Source organism: Salinimicrobium sediminis (assembly GCF_900215295.1).
GTDB classification, from domain to species: Bacteria; Bacteroidota; Bacteroidia; order Flavobacteriales; family Flavobacteriaceae; genus Salinimicrobium; species Salinimicrobium sediminis.
Genome location: NZ_OCMF01000001.1, coordinates 788,346 through 803,572, shown reverse-complemented (window position 1 = coordinate 803,572; position 15,227 = coordinate 788,346). Strand labels below are relative to the sequence as shown.

Genomic DNA, 15,227 nt, shown 5'->3' with positions numbered 1-15,227 from the left:
CTTATGGAGTTAAAGCGAGTTGTAGTAACTGGATTAGGTGCCCTTACCCCAATTGGAAATAATATTGAAGAGTACTGGGAAGGTTTAGTCAATGGTAAAAGCGGGTCTGCCCCAATTACCTATTTTGACACCGAAAAATTCAAGACTAAATTCGCTTGTGAGATCAAGAACTTCAAAGTTGAAGATTATTTTGATCGCAAGGAAGCCAGAAAGCTTGATAAGTTTGCCCAGTATGCTTTAGTAGCCTCAGATGAGGCTATTAAAGATTCGGGTCTAGATCTCGAAACCGTTGATAAACTCCGCGTTGGAGTGATCTGGGGAGCCGGGATTGGTGGGCTGGAAACATTTCAGGATGAAGTACTGGCTTTTGGAAAGGGCGATGGAACTCCGCGTTTCAACCCTTTTTTTATTCCTAAGATGATCGCCGATATCGCACCCGGAAATATTTCCATTAAACATGGATTTATGGGGCCTAACTATACAACAGTTTCGGCCTGTGCTTCGGCAGCCAATGCGCTTATCGATGCCTTGAATACCATTAGACTTGGCTATAGCGATGTCATAGTTACCGGGGGGAGTGAAGCTGCGGTGGCTCCTGCAGGGATGGGTGGTTTTAACGCCATGCATGCTCTGTCTACAAGGAATGAAAGCCCCGAAACAGCCTCAAGACCGTTTGATGCGACCCGGGATGGCTTCGTGTTAGGAGAAGGTGCCGGCGCTCTGATTCTTGAAGAATACGAGCATGCTAAAGCAAGAGGCGCAAAGATCTATGCTGAAGTTGTTGGAGGCGGATTATCATCTGATGCCTATCACATGACTGCCCCACATCCTGAAGGAATAGGAGTGGTTGCTGTGATGGAGAACTGTCTTAAAAATGCCGAACTTAATCCTGAAGATGTAGACCATATCAACACCCACGGTACATCTACACCGCTTGGGGATGTGGCCGAACTAAAGGCAATAAAAAAGGTTTTCGGCGAGCACGCAAAGAACATCAATATCAACTCCACCAAGTCCATGACAGGTCACCTGTTAGGTGCTGCAGGAGCTGTTGAAGCGATTGCCTCTATTTTAGCAATGCAACACGGAGTGGTGCCGCCAACCATAAACCACGAGGTTCCCGATGAGAATATCGATCCCGAACTAAATCTTACCCTGAATAAGGCACAAAAGAGAGAGGTGAAAGTAGCGATGAGCAATACCTTTGGTTTTGGAGGGCATAATGCATGCGTGCTTTTTAGGAAGCTTGATGAATAGGATTACATGAGTGTTATAAGAAACATATTAAATTCCCGCTCTTCCAGAGGCGGGAATTTTTTTGTGGAATTAACCCGGATCATGGGTTTTAAACCCCGCAATATTTCCTATTATAAAAAGGCTTTTACACATCGTTCCCTCAACCAGAAGGACGCCGAAGGGAATGCTATAAATTTTGAACGTATGGAGTTCCTGGGAGATGCCATGCTAAGTGCAGTAATAGCTTCCCATCTCTTTAATGAAGTTCCCGGCGGAAATGAAGGTTATCTTACCAAAATGCGCTCAAAGATTGTTAGCCGCAAACATTTGAATGAACTCGGTAAAGATCTTGATCTGATTAAACACATCCAGACCAATATTTCTACCGAACAATTTGGAACAAATATTCACGGTAACCTTTTTGAGGCTTTAATCGGGGCAATTTATCTCGACCGCGGATATCGCTACGTCAAAAAATTCATTTTTGAGCGGGTGATCGAGCCTTATGTAGATATAGAACAACTTGAAGGAACTGTAATAAGTTATAAAGGGCTTTTGATCGAATGGTGTCAAAAAGAGAAAAAGGATTTCAATTTTGAGATCTATGAAGATACAGGAAAGGATGAATTAAAACATTTTGCTGTAAAACTTCGAATTGAAGGTCGTGTGGTGGCCAAGGCCCGTGCAACTTCTAAAAAGAAAGCTGAAGAAAAGGCATCAAAAAGAGCTTACTATGCTTTCCAGGCAAAAATTACACCTTCTTAAAAGAATAGCAGAAACTACAACGATTTCGTAATAAATTCGGAAAATTAGTTTCTAAAATTTACATATCTGCCTTACAATCTTTATCTTTAACCTTCGATGAAAATACAATATGCCGGCGCATAAACTGGTTCTTGATGAAGTTTTTGAACAGCCCTACAAGCTCATTGCTATACATTCTTCGGTAGAAGATTATAAGCTGGCTTACCTGTTAAACAAGCATTTAAACCTTAGGCTGGCCAGATCGCCAAAAGACATTGATCTACATATGGAGAATGACCATGTGCTTTTTGCTCATTTTTTTTATGAAGTTCAACAAAAATATTGCAGTTATCACCTGGTATCCAATATTACCAGGAGAGAAACGATGTCTGGTTCGGGTGAGGATTCTCTGCTTTTTGGAGAACATTTGGCTGTCAAAAAATCCTATTTATTACCGGAGTTTAAGCAGGTAGATTTTTTGGTGAAGATCGAGGATGAATTGGATGCTGTGTCAGAAAAACTGGTGATATCCCGAATTCTCGAAATTCAGCAGGTTTCTACTGCCTATGCAATTGATTTTGATCGTATAAAAACGAAAGAAAATTTAATTTTTGACTAAATGCCGAATACGAAAAAGACAAAAATAGTGGCCACTCTTGGACCCGCCACAAGTTCTAAAGAGGTGCTGAGAGAGATGATGCAGGCAGGTGTAAACGTGTTTAGGGTCAATTTTTCTCATGCCAATTATGATGATGTAAAGCAACGTATAGATATGATACGTGAGCTTAATGAGGAACATGGATATACTACTGCTATTCTTGCCGACCTGCAGGGTCCAAAGCTACGGGTAGGTAAAATGAAAGAGGAAGTGGTGGTTTCCAAAGGCGACGAGATCACTTTCGCTACAGGAGAAGAGTTTGAAGGCACCTCCAGCCGGGTTTATATGAATTATGACCAGTTTCCCGAAGATGTGCAGACAGGGGAGCGTATTCTGCTGGATGACGGAAAACTGATTTTTGAGGTGGTAAGAACCAACAAAAAGGATGAGGTTTTAGCAAGAGTAGTGCAGGGAGGACCTTTAAGATCCAAAAAAGGTGTAAACCTTCCCAATACCAAGATCTCGCTTCCTGCCCTTACTGAAAAAGATATCGAAGATGCCATTTTCGCCGTGAAAATGAAAGTAGACTGGATCGCCCTTTCTTTCGTCAGGAACAGTGATGACCTTCTGGAGCTTCAGAATTTAATTAAAGAACATACAGATCATAAGATCCCTATAATTGCGAAGATCGAAAAGCCTGAAGGTGTGGATAATATCGACAAGATCGTTGCCTATTGCGACGGACTCATGGTAGCACGAGGGGATCTGGGAGTTGAAATTCCGGCGCAGGAAGTTCCGCTTATTCAGAAGCAACTGGTGTTAAAGGCTAAAAAGGCTCGAATTCCTGTGATCATTGCTACCCAAATGATGGAAACTATGATCACCAGCCTTACGCCTACACGTGCAGAGGTTAATGACGTTGCTAACTCTGTAATGGATGGGGCAGATGCTGTGATGTTGAGTGGAGAGACTTCTGTGGGGAATTATCCCGTGCAGGTGATCGAAAAAATGAGCCAGATCATTATGAGCGTTGAGAATTCACCGCTTATTAAAGTGCCTCATGAGCCGCCACATGTACGTACAAAAAGATATATTACCAAATCAATTTGTTATCATGCGGCGCATATGGCCAATGAGATCAAAGCTCAGGCTATCTGTACCCTTACAAATAGTGGATATACTGCATTTCAGATCTCTGCCTGGAGACCTGAATCCAATATCCTTGTTTTTACCTCCAATAAAAGAATCCTTAATCAGCTGAGTCTGCTTTGGGGAGTGCGCGCTTTTCATTACGATAAGATGGTAACAACAGATGAGACTATTGACGATATCAACAGGATCGCCAGAGAAAATGGGTTTGTCGAAAAAGGAGATTTCGCTATCAACCTTGCAGCCATGCCAATTAGTAACAAAGGAATGGTGAATACCCTGAGAATTTCGGAAATTGAATAGATTTTAGATCTTAGACTTGAGATCTTAGATAGAATAAAGCCACAGATACAAGATCTTTGTGGCTTTTCTATTTCTGAATTTGCAACCTGCAACATTTTGAACTGCAACCCGAACCGCGCAACTTTAAGTCTTGATTCTTGATTCTTGACTCTAGTAGGGCAGAGGTCCAAATAAATTAAAACTCAAACTTCAACTGCACCGCGATCTCCTTTTTTTCTTCCTTTTCCTCTTCTTTATCGGTATTTAAATTTGAAAGGGAAATGCCAAGAAGTCTTACAGATTCCTTCATCTTTTCCTGGTATAGCAGCTCTTTTGTGGTGTCCAAAATGAGTTCTTTTGAGGAGATAAAATATGAAAGGGTTTTGCTGCGGGTTTGTAAGGTAAAGTCGCTGTATTTTATCTTTAAAGTTATGGTCTTTCCCGCCACTTTGCTCTTTGCCAGGCGTCTTTCTATTTCTTCTGAAATATTTTCCAACCGCTCCAGCATAAAGATCTCTGAAGAGATATTCTCTTCAAAAGTGTGTTCTGCGCCTAAAGATTTCCTGATGCGGGAGGATTTTACTTCGCTGTTATGGATCCCGCGCACCACCCAGTAATAGTATTCGCCGCTCTTTCCAAAATGTTCATTAAGAAAATCCAGTGACCTTTGCTTCAGGTCATACCCTGTAAAAATGCCCAGGCGGTACATCTTATCGGCAGTAACTTTGCCCACGCCGTAGAATTTCCTTATCTCCAACTTTTCTAAAAATACTTCGACTTCTTCAGGATTAACGGTCTTTTGTCCGTTAGGTTTGTTGATATCGCTGGCAACTTTGGCGATGAATTTATTTACAGATATCCCTGCGGAAGCATTTAGCCCTGTCTTTTCCTTGATTTTCTCCCGTATCTCCCGGGCAATTAGAGTGGCACTGGGATTTCCTTTTTTGTTTTCGGTTACATCAAGGTAAGCTTCATCCAAAGAAAGCGGCTCCACCAGGTCTGTATACTCAAAAAAGATCCCCCTAATACGGTTTGAAATTTCCCGGTATCTCTCAAATCTTGGCTTGACAAAAATGAGATCGGGGCAGTTACGTTTGGCAAGTACGCTGCTCATGGCACTCTTCACCCCAAATTTACGGGCTTCATAGCTGGCAGCTGCGACAACTCCACGTTGGGAACTGCCTCCAACAGCAATAGGTTTGCCTCTCAACTCGGGATTATCCAGCTGTTCTACCGAGGCATAAAAGGCGTCCATGTCTACATGTATGATCTTTCGCTGTTTGAGCTTCTCCACCTCGCAAAAATACTGAACTTCAGACTTATTTTTCCCCGGGAATGTTTCTGAATTAAGCTTTTCTGAAGTTTTATGGAGAAATATTTTTTCTTTGAATTGCTGCTGAAATCCAGTACCTTCAGGTAAAATTATTCTATGAAAACAGCTATTATTCTTGGCGCTACAGGTCTTACCGGAAGCATCCTTCTTGAAAAGCTGCTGGAAGATAGCCGCTATTCAAAGATCAAGCTCTTTTCCCGTTCTCCTATAGGTATCAAAAATGATAAAATTGAAGAACATTTAATCGATCTTTTCGAACTGGAAAAGTATGAAGCAGAATTTATCGCCGATGAAGTTTTTTGCTGTATCGGGACTACTCAGGCAAAAACGCCGAATGAGGAGACTTATCACAAAATCGACTATGGAATTCCTGTAAATGCTGCAAAACTGGCTAAAAAGAATAACATTCCGACATTTATAGTCATTTCTGCCCTGGGAGCCGATGTTGAGAGTAAATTCTTCTACAATCGCACTAAAGGAGAAATGGAAAGGGATGTGCTTGCTCAAAAAGTGCCACATACTTATATTTTGCAACCATCGCTTATTGGCGGAAAAAGAGAAGAAAAAAGACCTTTTGAAGCCGCATGGAAAAAGGTAATGTCGGTTGGAAACCATTTGCTTGTAGGGCCGCTAAAAAAGTATCGCAGCATTCATCCAGCTGCCATTGCCGATGCTATGATCTATGTTGCAAACCATAAATATGCTGCTGTGCGAATTGAATCGGGGGAAATCCGGGAAATAGCAGAAAGCTTCAGGTAAAATCCTATTTTTGAAGATGCAGGAAATAGAAAGAAAATTTCTCATTTTAGAGAACTATGATTTTCGAAAGGATGCTTTCAGAAAAACCAGGATCGTCCAGGGTTATTTAAATTCCGCAGCAGAGCGTACTGTGAGGGTAAGAATAAGGGGAGAACAGGGGTTTTTGACCATTAAAGGCAAAAGCAGCAGCGACGGGCTCAGCAGGTTTGAATGGGAGAAGGAGATCGCATTGAAGGAGGCTGAAGCTTTACTGAAGTTGTGTGAGCCGGGGATTATTGAAAAGATCAGGTACGAAATAAGAGTGGGAAAACACATTTTTGAAGCCGATGAATTTCTGGGAGAGAACCAGGGGCTCTTACTGGCTGAAGTTGAACTTTCTGAAGAAGATGAAATGTTTGAGAAACCCCAATGGGTGGGTCTCGAAGTCACCGGAAACCAAAAATATTATAATTCATACCTAAGTAAATTTCCATTCAAAGAATGGCAAAATCGAATAAAATGAAAAGCATTATTCTCATTTCAGCTGTAGCAGTCCTTGTTTCCTGCAAAGGAGATCCTGACGTTAGAGGGATACAATCACCTGAAGAAGTGCAGGTGCGGCAACCCGATACAGTTCCTCCAAGTATAGAGGAAAGGGCAGAAGATCTCAAGGACCGGGGGTATCAAACTTTTGTGTATGAAGATGACGGGGAAAAGCACCTTATGCAACAATATTTTCTTGTTCTCCTAAAAAGCGGAAAAAACAGGAGCCAGGATTCTGCTACTGCGGCAGAACTTCAGAAACAACACATGGCGCATCTTAACCGTATGGCAAGCGAGGGTTATATGAGCCTTGCCGGGCCTATGGGGAATGACGGAGAGATTAGAGGTATTGCCGTTTATAATACTCCAACTTTAGAAGTGGCCGACAGCCTTGCGAAAATGGATCCGATGGTTAAAGCCGGCAGGTTGGAAGTTGAGATCCACCCATGGTGGGCGGCAAAAGGGGGAAAACTGGAATAAAAAAACAGCCCCGCCAAAAGGCAGGGCCGGTCCAACAATTAAAAATCCAATCATGAAATTATTCCCGGCCGCCTCCAAGCGCCTGGTAAAGATCGACTATTGCGTTAAGTCGGTTTAATTCTGCGTTGATCAATTCAAGCCTTGCATTCAGAGCATTTTCTCTTGCAGTCAACACTTCAAGGTAATTTGCCATTCCATTGTTAAGCAATTCTTCAGAATAATCGGTAGCAAGATCGTAAGAATCGAATTCCAGGGTTTTAAGTTGGATTGTTTCTTCGGCAGCTTCGAAATTGTAAAGCGCGTCAGAGACTTCTCTTGAAGCCGTTATCAGAGCTCTTCTAAAGTTAAGAAATGCGATCTCCTGCTGTGCCTGCGCCACCTCATACTGTGTCCTAATTTGTCTTTGGTTAAAAATTGGCTGCGTTAGAGAGCCGGCAATATTGGCAAAAAGTGAATTTGTATTAAGCAACTCAGCAAGGTCCAGACTTTGAAAACCTCCTTGTGCAGTCAATCTTAAGGACGGATAAAAATTACTGCGGGCGACATTCACGTATTGAAAAGCATTGACAAGATTATACTCGGCGGCAATAACATCGGGGCGGTTCCTTAGCAGTTCTGCTGGAACCCCGATCTTTAGATCGGTGGTGATCTGTTGTTCTGCCAGGCTGGTCCTTTGAATGTCATGTGGGGCATCTCCCAAAAGAATAGACATGGTATTTTCCAGTAACCTGATGTTATTCACCAAATCAACCCGTACAGCCTGTGCACGGTAAAGCTGCGCCTGTGTTTGCTGAACCCCAACTTCGGTTAGGACCCCGGCTTCTTTTAAAGCTCTCGTAGTTTCCAGGCTGCTTTCGCGGTTCTCAATAGTTTCCTCCGTTATTCTAAGCTGCTCATCAAGAGCCAGCAACCGGAAGTATATCGATGCGATATTGGCGATAAGCTCTGTCTTCACAGCCTGATGCCCGGCTACAGATTGTAGGTATGCCGCCTGCATTGCAAGGTCGTTACTCCTTATTCTGCCCCAGATATCTGCTTCCCAGGAAAGGTTTGCAGTCAGGTCAAACTGGTCGATTGAAGTATTACCAAGAGCCGCAAACTGACTGTTGCCGGAGAGTTCCTGGTGTGTCACATTTGCGCCCGCTCCAAGAGTCGGGAAATATGCTGCTTTTCCCTGCTTCACATAAGCCTGTGCAGCTTCGATCTGTTGAATGGCAACGCGGATATCGATATTGTTTTCCAGCCCTTCCTCAATGTATTGAGTAAGCACGGGATCAGTAAACATTCCTCTCCAGGAGATCTCATTAACATTGGAACTGTCCTGCGGAAGGCGGTCTGTACGATAAAATTCATCTTCGATAACCTGTGGCCTTTGGTAGTCTTTGGCAACAAAACAGGACTGCAAAGAAAGTAGAACTGCCGGAACAAGGATGAATTTATAAACTTTTAATCTTTTCATCTTCTAATTTTCTAATTGATCGGTTCTCCAGAAACAACTTCAGGCTTTCCACTTACTTTCTCCTGAAGCCACTGGAACAGGATGAACAGGATAGGAATAATAAAAATTCCAAGGATAGTTCCAATTAGCAATCCACCTACGGCACCGGTACCTATAGAACGGTTTCCTGCAGCCCCTGTACCCGAAGCAAAAACCAGGGGAAGAAGTCCTACAATAAAGGCAAAGGAGGTCATAAGGATTGGTCGTAACCTGGCTCTTGCAGCTCCCATTGCCGAATCCACTATGGAGTTCCCTGCATTACGTCGTTGTATGGCAAATTCCACGATCAAAATGGCATTTTTCGCAAGTAATCCCAACAGGATGATCAGCGCGATCTGGAAATAGATGTTATTCTCCAGGCCTGTAAGGGCAGTGGTAACATAGGCCCCCATTACTCCCACAGGTAAAGAAAGCAGTACCGCCAGCGGCAGCAAATAACTTTCGTATTGTGCTGCGAGGATGAAGAACACAAAAAGAATACTCAACAGGAAGATGAACGTGGTTTGATCTCCTGCAGAGATCTCCTCTCTTGTTAATCCTGAAAATCCTATATCAAAGCCTTCAGGCAGGGAACCGGTTCCCACTTCCTGCACGGCAGCAATGGCATCTCCCGAAGAATATCCCGGTGCCGCGGCCCCATTGACACTCGCTGAATTAAAAAGGTTGAACCTGGTCACAGATTGGGGTCCGTAAACCCTGCTCAAAGTGACAAATTGAGTAATTGGCGCCATTTCTCCTCTCGAATTTCTTACAAAAATAGAATTCAGGTCATCTACTGTAGCCCTGTCTTCTGGCAAAGCCTGCACGAACACCCGGTACTGTTTTCCGAATCGGGCAAAATCTGCTGCATATACAGAACCTATGTAAGACTGAAGAGTAGAGAAAATGGTGCTTATTTCTACTCCTGCTTCCTTCGCTTTAGGCACATTAAGGTCGATCTCGTATTGAGGATAATTGGTATTAAAAGAACTTTGGGCATAAAGGATCTCCGGCCTAGCCGAAAGATCTGCCAGATAATTTTTGGTAGCACTGTCAAGATCTTCAAAGCTGCCACCTGTGCGGTCAAGCACCTTCATCTCAAATCCCGAAGAGGCTCCAAATCCGGGTACACTAGGGGGCTGAAAAAAGAGAATATTAGCATCGCTTATTCCGGCCGCAGCTCCAAAGAACTTTCCGATTATGGCTTCTGCCGACATCCCTTCTTCGGTACGTTCATCCCAGTCATCAAGGCGTATAAACCCTATCCCGTAGTTACTTCCGGCACCTCCCAAAAAGCTGAACCCGTTTACCAGGGATACCACATCTACTCCCGGAATCTCTTGAATACGTCTGTTCAATTCCGCAGTTACTTCTGCTGTCCTGTCCAGGGAAGCTCCCGGAGGAAGTTCAATATTGGCGAAGATCATTCCCCGGTCTTCATCGGGGACAAATCCCGTTGGAGTAGTGGAAGAGGCCCAGAAAATCGCACCAATGGCTGCAAGAATAATAACTGCCGTAATCCATTTTTGCCGGTACAGGAAAGAAACCGATCTAATATATTTATTGGTAGTAGCTTCAAAAGCCACATTAAAGGCAGAGAAGAACCTTTTTAAAAAACCTTTTCTTTTACCTTCTTTCTCGTGGTGAGGTTTCAGGAACAGTGCACAAAGAGCCGGACTTAAAGTTAGAGCATTAATGGCAGAAATAGCGATGGCAACCATGAGAGTAACTCCAAATTGCTCATAAAAAACTCCTGTTGGCCCTGTAATAAAGGTCACCGGAATAAACACCGCCCCCATTACCAAAGTAATAGAAACAATAGCCCCCGCAATTTCCTCCATGGCAGTATGGGTAGCCTGTTTCGCATTTTCGGCACCCTCTTCCAACTTGGCGTGAACAGCTTCTACCACTACAATGGCATCATCAACAACGATCCCAATGGCAAGCACCAGCGCAAATAGTGTTAACAGGTTGATGGAGTAACCGAACAGATTCAGGAAAAAGAAAGTTCCGATAATAGAAACAGGAACTGCTATTGCCGGAATCAAAGTAGACTTGAAATCCTGGAGAAAGATGAACACTACAAGGAATACCAGCAGGAAAGCTTCTAAAATGGTAAGTACCACCTTATTAATCGAAGCATTCAGGAATTCATTAGAGTCAAAATTCACCTTCACCTCGAGTCCGGTAGGGAAATTCTGTTCCAGCTCGTCCAGTTTTTCATGGATATTCTCGATGATCTCCTGTGCATTCGAGCCTGGAGTCTGATAAACCCCCATACTTACTCCCGGGTTACCATCGGTGAAAGAAATTACATTATAGCCCTGGGCATCGAGTTCAACCTGGGCAACATCCTGCAGCCTTAAGAATCTTCCGTTATCGAGGGCCTTGATGACAATATTGTTATACTCTTCTTCTGTACTGTAACGACCGCTATACCGAATTACATATTCAAAAGCTTCAGCATTGTTTTGACCGAGAGATCCTGCTGCAGCCTCCTGGCTTTGTTCGTTAATAGCTCCAATAACATCTGCCGGAATAAGATTATATGCAGCCATTTTTTCGGGTTGTAACCACACCCGCATAGCATAGGTCTTGGCCCCAAAAACGTTTACATCCCCCACACCATTTACCCTTTTGAGTTCAGGAATTACATTAATGTTGAGGTAATTCTGAATGAAGGTCGCATCATAGGCCTCATTTTCAGAAACAACAGTGAAAAACATTAGGGCACTGGTTTGCTGTTTCTGAGTAGTTACCCCACTTTGAGTTACCTCCCTTGGTAACAATGGAGTGGCACGGGCAACACGATTCTGCACGTTCACCGAGGCAATATCGGGATCTACTCCCTGTTTGAAAAACACCTGAATGCCTGCACTTCCGTTATTGCTGGCGGTAGATGTAATATAATCCATTCCTTCAACCCCGTTGATCTGTTCTTCAATGGGAATGATCACACTTTCCAAAACCGTAGCAGCATTGGCACCGGGATAATTTGCAGATACCTGCACCGTTGGTGGCGCGATATCAGGATATTGAGTTACCGGCAGGGTGGTGATGGCTAAAATTCCCAGGATAACTATTACAATGGAAACTACTGTAGATAATACAGGTCTCTCTATAAAGGTCTTAAGCATTTTTATTGACTATTTAAAAATTGGGGTTATTGACCTTGCAATACTATCGAATGGTATGGGTTGAGGTGTAATTGGGGTATTGTTCCTTAATTTCCCCACGCCCTGCGCAACGATCTTATCACCTTTTTTCACTCCCTCACGCACTACAATCAGATTTTGAACCCGGTCAAGAACTTTTATAGGTACTGAAACCGCCATAGAATCCCCCTGCACGCCATAAACATACACGATCCCCTGTTGTTCAAAGGAAGCCGATTCAGGAATAACCGGCACATCCTCATAGGTCCTGGGAATCCTGATCCTTCCGCTGTTACCGCTGGCCAGGATCCGGTTAGGATTAGAGAAAACAGCTCTAAACCCTACTGTTCCTGTGGTAGGATCGATTTGGCCTGTGACGGTCTGGATCTCTCCTTCTTCAGAATAGATCTCTCCATTCACCAACTCAAGCTGTACCGCAGGGAAATTTTCTATTTTTTGAGAAATATCCTCCCCTTCAGCATTTTGAATAAAATTGAGATAATCCCTTTCGTTCATTGAAAAGAAAGCATACACCTCATCAATATCTGAAACTGTGGTAAGCGGAGTAGGATCTCCCGGGCTTACCAAAGAACCTTCCCTAAAATTTATTGCCCCCACGTATCCATCAACCGGGCTTTTGATATTGGCATAATCTATACTTGCAGCGATACTACTATAGCCGGCTTTGGCCTGTTCCAACCTGGCTTTTGCAGTTTCCAGCTGCACCGGGCTTATGATACCTTTTTCCACCAGGGGTTTTAATTTGTCAACCTCCACCTGTGCAGCATTGACATTGGCTTTTGCAGCGCCTGCCTCCTGGTTTAAAGTTTGAGTCTCTAATCTAAAGAGGGTCTGACCTTTTCGCACTTTTTCTCCTTCATCTACTAAAACCCCGGTGATATACCCGGACACTTTAGCCCTGACTCCACTTGATACCGTTCCTTCAATACTCACAGGATAGGAGGTAAAGCCTGTCACCGTTCTTTCGGGAATCTCGATCACCGGAAAGGGTGCAGCACCTCCGGCCTGTGCCTGTCCCGCTTCATTATCCTGGCAGGAAACCCATAACAGGCTGCTTAATATAATTGCTGAAAAGCTTATTTTCTTCATTATGTTCAAGTATCTAATTTTCGTTATATCTGGCCAGAAGCCTGGTTTTTAATTTTTGGACCGCAGTAGAGGTTTCATTTAAAAAAGTGAGGTAATCTTCCTGAAATTCCAGGTCGAACTGAAAATCACCTGTCTTTGCAGCCTGCAGGTTAGATTCTTCTTTATAATTCCTTATCTTTATGTGCAGTTTTCTTTCCTTCTCCCATTTGTTGAGCATTTCCTCCATCACATTAAGAATGAGATTGGGATCAATTATAAAATATCTCTTTCGCTCCCCGGGTTTGGTGAAATAAGTGACCCGATTAGTGTTTTGAAGATGGTCAAGATGAGTAGACACTGTACTTTTACCCGCATTTAATTCATTCACCAGTTCCTCAAAGGTCACCCCTTTTTTTCCTGAAAGGATCAACGTGGCTAAAATGCGTGCAGCAAGAGGGGCTAAATGATCTCCCTCCAGGTGCACTCCCAGCTCTTCTATTAAATTCTTGCGTTCAATCCCTAGATCCATTCTCTTTTTTCTGAAATACGAAGCTGCAAAAATACATTTAGTTCTGATTTTTCCGAACCAATAGAACCTTAAATTTTTGTTAATAGCGGGAATAAAAAAAACCGCCTTTTAGGGCGGTTTTTGAAAAATCTTTCTGAGGAATTATTCTCCATAGATTCCTATTTCCAGCTCTCCCTCTCTGTTCATTTTTGCCCGGTACATTCCTGCAGTGTTGAATTCCATGGCAACATTACCTTTATGGTCTATAGCGATAATACCTCCGTCACCTCCCAGTGCCGGAATTTTTTTCTGGATCACTTCTTTTGCTGCTTCTTCAAGACTAAGGCCTTTATATTCTATTAGTGCCGAAATATCATAAGCTACCATTCCGCGAATAAAGAACTCTCCCCAGCCTGTGCTGGAAATAGCAGCAGTTCTATTATTTGCGTATGTACCCGCTCCAATTATTGGAGCATCTCCAATCCTGTTGTATCTCTTGTTGGTCATGCCCCCGGTCGAAGTTCCCGCAGCAAGATTCCCATGCTTGTCAAGAGCGGCACAGCCTACGGTACCAAATTTTGAATCTTTAATAAATGGATCAACAAAAGCCGTTTTTTGGCTATCGTGATCTAACTCGGTCTTTTCCTTTTCTCTGATGCGCTGTAAACTCTGGTACCTGTTTTCGGTGTAGAAATATTGAGGATCTACGATCTCAATTCCCTGTTCCTTTGCAAATTGTTCGGCGCCTTTACCACCCAACATCACATGTTCAGAATTTACCATTACCTCATAGGCAAGGTTAATCGGGTTTTTTATGGTGGTTACACCGGCTACGGCCCCGGCATTAAGATTAGAGCCGTCCATGATGGAAGCATCAAGTTCATTCGTCCCTTCATTGGTAAAGACCGCACCTTTACCTGCATTGAAAAGTGGCGAATCTTCCATAACATTAATGGTTCGTTGAACAGCTTCAAGGGCAGTACCGCCATTGGCAAGTATTTGGTGCCCTGTACGAATAGCTTCCTCCAATTTTGCTCTGTATTCTTTTTCAAGGCTGTCGCTCATATTCTCTTTCAGAATAGTCCCCGCGCCACCGTGGATCACTATTCCGAAATTTGGAACGGTATCTTTTTCTTCTGAAGTTGTTTCAGGAGCTTCGGGATCTACAGACTTTTCTTCGGAAGCATTATTACAAGCAAGGGTGCCAAAAAAGGCTAAAAGGAGAAGGATTTTTTTCATGGGTTGTAAATTTTCAGCAGGAAAGTTAAGGAAAAACCTTCATTCAGCAGCAAGTAGCTTCCGAAGCGACTGCCTTCAGAAAAAGAATCCGTAATTTTAAGCTTCTAAAACTTCAAAAATGTCAATAGCAAAACCTTTTAATCTCAACCAGTGGATCGCTCAAAACCGGGAGAGCCTAAAACCGCCCGTTAGCAATAAAAGTATTTATCCTGAAGGCCAGGATTATATAGTTATGGTGGTAGGCGGACCGAATTCGAGAAAGGACTATCACTATAATGAAACTGAAGAATTGTTTTATCAATTGGAGGGAAATATCAAGGTCCACATCCAGGAAGACGGCAAAAAAAGGACTTTTGAGCTAGGTCCCGGGGATATGTACCTGCATCCCGGTAAAGTGCCGCATTCTCCGGAAAGGACTGCAGGTTCAATAGGCCTTGTTGTGGAGCGAAAAAGGGCAGATCTTAATGCTAAAGACGGCCTGTTGTGGTTCTGTGAAAACTGCAACAATAAACTTTATGAAGTTTATTTCCCGCTGAACAACATTGAAAATGATTTTCACAAGCATTTTAATCATTTCTATAGTAGTGAAGAATTGCGCACCTGTAACAATTGCGGCACCGTGATGGAAAAACCGGAATAGGTCTGCGGAAGCCTAT

Annotated in this window: 14 protein-coding genes; 8 read left to right on the top strand and 6 right to left on the bottom strand. The window is 43.2% G+C overall.

What is annotated here, in order from left to right; all coding sequences use genetic code 11:
• Positions 1-3: 3 nt before the first annotated feature.
• The 4 genes from fabF (at position 4) to pyk (ending at position 4,030) form a co-directional block, all read left to right on the top strand.
• Complete coding sequence (fabF, locus tag CRO16_RS03695) at positions 4-1,257, top strand: beta-ketoacyl-ACP synthase II (RefSeq protein ID WP_097054980.1); 1,254 nt, start codon at positions 4-6, stop codon at positions 1,255-1,257.
• 6 nt (positions 1,258-1,263) lie between these two features.
• Positions 1,264-2,001: a ribonuclease III gene (gene rnc, locus CRO16_RS03690; RefSeq protein WP_097054979.1), complete on the top strand. Its 738-nt coding sequence runs from the start codon at positions 1,264-1,266 to the stop codon at positions 1,999-2,001.
• A 109-nt stretch (positions 2,002-2,110) separates the two neighbouring features.
• Positions 2,111-2,599 (top strand): IPExxxVDY family protein, encoded by a 489-nt coding sequence (locus CRO16_RS03685; protein WP_097054978.1) that lies wholly within the window; start codon positions 2,111-2,113, stop codon positions 2,597-2,599.
• Positions 2,600-4,030, top strand: coding sequence for a pyruvate kinase (pyk, locus tag CRO16_RS03680; protein WP_097054977.1), 1,431 nt, complete (start codon positions 2,600-2,602; stop codon positions 4,028-4,030).
• 175 nt (positions 4,031-4,205) lie between these two features.
• Here the strand turns inward: pyk and dinB are convergent, their stop codons facing one another.
• Positions 4,206-5,303, bottom strand: a complete 1,098-nt coding sequence (dinB, locus tag CRO16_RS03675) for a DNA polymerase IV (RefSeq protein ID WP_097054976.1) — start codon at positions 5,301-5,303, stop codon at positions 4,206-4,208.
• 135 nt (positions 5,304-5,438) lie between these two features.
• Between dinB and CRO16_RS03670 the strand changes: the two genes are divergently transcribed.
• The 3 genes from CRO16_RS03670 to CRO16_RS03660 are packed head-to-tail and all read left to right on the top strand — an operon-like array spanning position 5,439 to position 7,103.
• Positions 5,439-6,101, top strand: coding sequence for an NAD(P)H-binding protein (locus CRO16_RS03670; RefSeq protein WP_097054975.1), 663 nt, complete (start codon positions 5,439-5,441; stop codon positions 6,099-6,101).
• Positions 6,102-6,117: 16 nt separating this feature from the next.
• Positions 6,118-6,603 (top strand): CYTH domain-containing protein, encoded by a 486-nt coding sequence (locus tag CRO16_RS03665; RefSeq protein ID WP_097054974.1) that lies wholly within the window; start codon positions 6,118-6,120, stop codon positions 6,601-6,603.
• Positions 6,600-7,103: a YciI family protein gene (locus tag CRO16_RS03660; protein WP_097054973.1), complete on the top strand. Its 504-nt coding sequence runs from the start codon at positions 6,600-6,602 to the stop codon at positions 7,101-7,103. The genes CRO16_RS03665 and CRO16_RS03660 overlap by 4 nt, the downstream gene beginning before the upstream one ends.
• Positions 7,104-7,161: 58 nt before the next feature.
• Here the strand turns inward: CRO16_RS03660 and CRO16_RS03655 are convergent, their stop codons facing one another.
• From CRO16_RS03655 to CRO16_RS03635, 5 genes are all read right to left on the bottom strand, one after another.
• The gene (locus tag CRO16_RS03655; RefSeq protein ID WP_097054972.1) at positions 7,162-8,562 is read right to left on the bottom strand and encodes an efflux transporter outer membrane subunit; all 1,401 of its coding nucleotides are present in this window, start codon (positions 8,560-8,562) and stop codon (positions 7,162-7,164) included.
• An 11-nt stretch (positions 8,563-8,573) separates the two neighbouring features.
• The gene (locus tag CRO16_RS03650) at positions 8,574-11,717 is read right to left on the bottom strand and encodes an efflux RND transporter permease subunit (protein ID WP_097054971.1); all 3,144 of its coding nucleotides are present in this window, start codon (positions 11,715-11,717) and stop codon (positions 8,574-8,576) included.
• Positions 11,718-11,726: 9 nt separating this feature from the next.
• Positions 11,727-12,845 (bottom strand): efflux RND transporter periplasmic adaptor subunit, encoded by a 1,119-nt coding sequence (locus tag CRO16_RS03645; protein ID WP_097054970.1) that lies wholly within the window; start codon positions 12,843-12,845, stop codon positions 11,727-11,729.
• A 13-nt stretch (positions 12,846-12,858) separates the two neighbouring features.
• Entirely contained in the window at positions 12,859-13,353 is a 495-nt protein-coding gene (locus CRO16_RS03640) for a GbsR/MarR family transcriptional regulator (protein ID WP_097054969.1), read from the bottom strand.
• A 141-nt stretch (positions 13,354-13,494) separates the two neighbouring features.
• On the bottom strand, positions 13,495-14,571 hold the full coding sequence (locus CRO16_RS03635) for an isoaspartyl peptidase/L-asparaginase family protein (RefSeq protein ID WP_097054968.1): 1,077 nt from the start codon (positions 14,569-14,571) through the stop codon (positions 13,495-13,497).
• A 118-nt stretch (positions 14,572-14,689) separates the two neighbouring features.
• Here CRO16_RS03635 and CRO16_RS03630 point away from each other — a divergent pair, with 118 nt between their 5' ends.
• Positions 14,690-15,211, top strand: coding sequence for a 3-hydroxyanthranilate 3,4-dioxygenase (locus CRO16_RS03630; RefSeq protein ID WP_097054967.1), 522 nt, complete (start codon positions 14,690-14,692; stop codon positions 15,209-15,211).
• The last annotated feature ends 16 nt before the right edge of the window (positions 15,212-15,227 follow it).

What these genes read in the sequence shown, in the direction of transcription:
- fabF (WP_097054980.1), top strand. Translation starts at nt 4, where the DNA reads ATGGAGTTAAAGCGAGTTGTAGTAACTGGATTAGGTGCCCTTACCCCA.
- rnc (WP_097054979.1), top strand. Translation starts at nt 1,264, where the DNA reads ATGAGTGTTATAAGAAACATATTAAATTCCCGCTCTTCCAGAGGCGGG.
- CRO16_RS03685 (WP_097054978.1), top strand. Translation starts at nt 2,111, where the DNA reads ATGCCGGCGCATAAACTGGTTCTTGATGAAGTTTTTGAACAGCCCTAC.
- pyk (WP_097054977.1), top strand. Translation starts at nt 2,600, where the DNA reads ATGCCGAATACGAAAAAGACAAAAATAGTGGCCACTCTTGGACCCGCC.
- CRO16_RS03670 (WP_097054975.1), top strand. Translation starts at nt 5,439, where the DNA reads ATGAAAACAGCTATTATTCTTGGCGCTACAGGTCTTACCGGAAGCATC.
- CRO16_RS03665 (WP_097054974.1), top strand. Translation starts at nt 6,118, where the DNA reads ATGCAGGAAATAGAAAGAAAATTTCTCATTTTAGAGAACTATGATTTT.
- CRO16_RS03660 (WP_097054973.1), top strand. Translation starts at nt 6,600, where the DNA reads ATGAAAAGCATTATTCTCATTTCAGCTGTAGCAGTCCTTGTTTCCTGC.
- CRO16_RS03655 (WP_097054972.1), bottom strand. Translation starts at nt 8,562, where the DNA reads ATGAAAAGATTAAAAGTTTATAAATTCATCCTTGTTCCGGCAGTTCTA.
- CRO16_RS03650 (WP_097054971.1), bottom strand. Translation starts at nt 11,717, where the DNA reads ATGCTTAAGACCTTTATAGAGAGACCTGTATTATCTACAGTAGTTTCC.
- CRO16_RS03645 (WP_097054970.1), bottom strand. Translation starts at nt 12,845, where the DNA reads ATGAAGAAAATAAGCTTTTCAGCAATTATATTAAGCAGCCTGTTATGG.
- CRO16_RS03640 (WP_097054969.1), bottom strand. Translation starts at nt 13,353, where the DNA reads ATGGATCTAGGGATTGAACGCAAGAATTTAATAGAAGAGCTGGGAGTG.
- CRO16_RS03635 (WP_097054968.1), bottom strand. Translation starts at nt 14,571, where the DNA reads ATGAAAAAAATCCTTCTCCTTTTAGCCTTTTTTGGCACCCTTGCTTGT.
- CRO16_RS03630 (WP_097054967.1), top strand. Translation starts at nt 14,690, where the DNA reads ATGTCAATAGCAAAACCTTTTAATCTCAACCAGTGGATCGCTCAAAAC.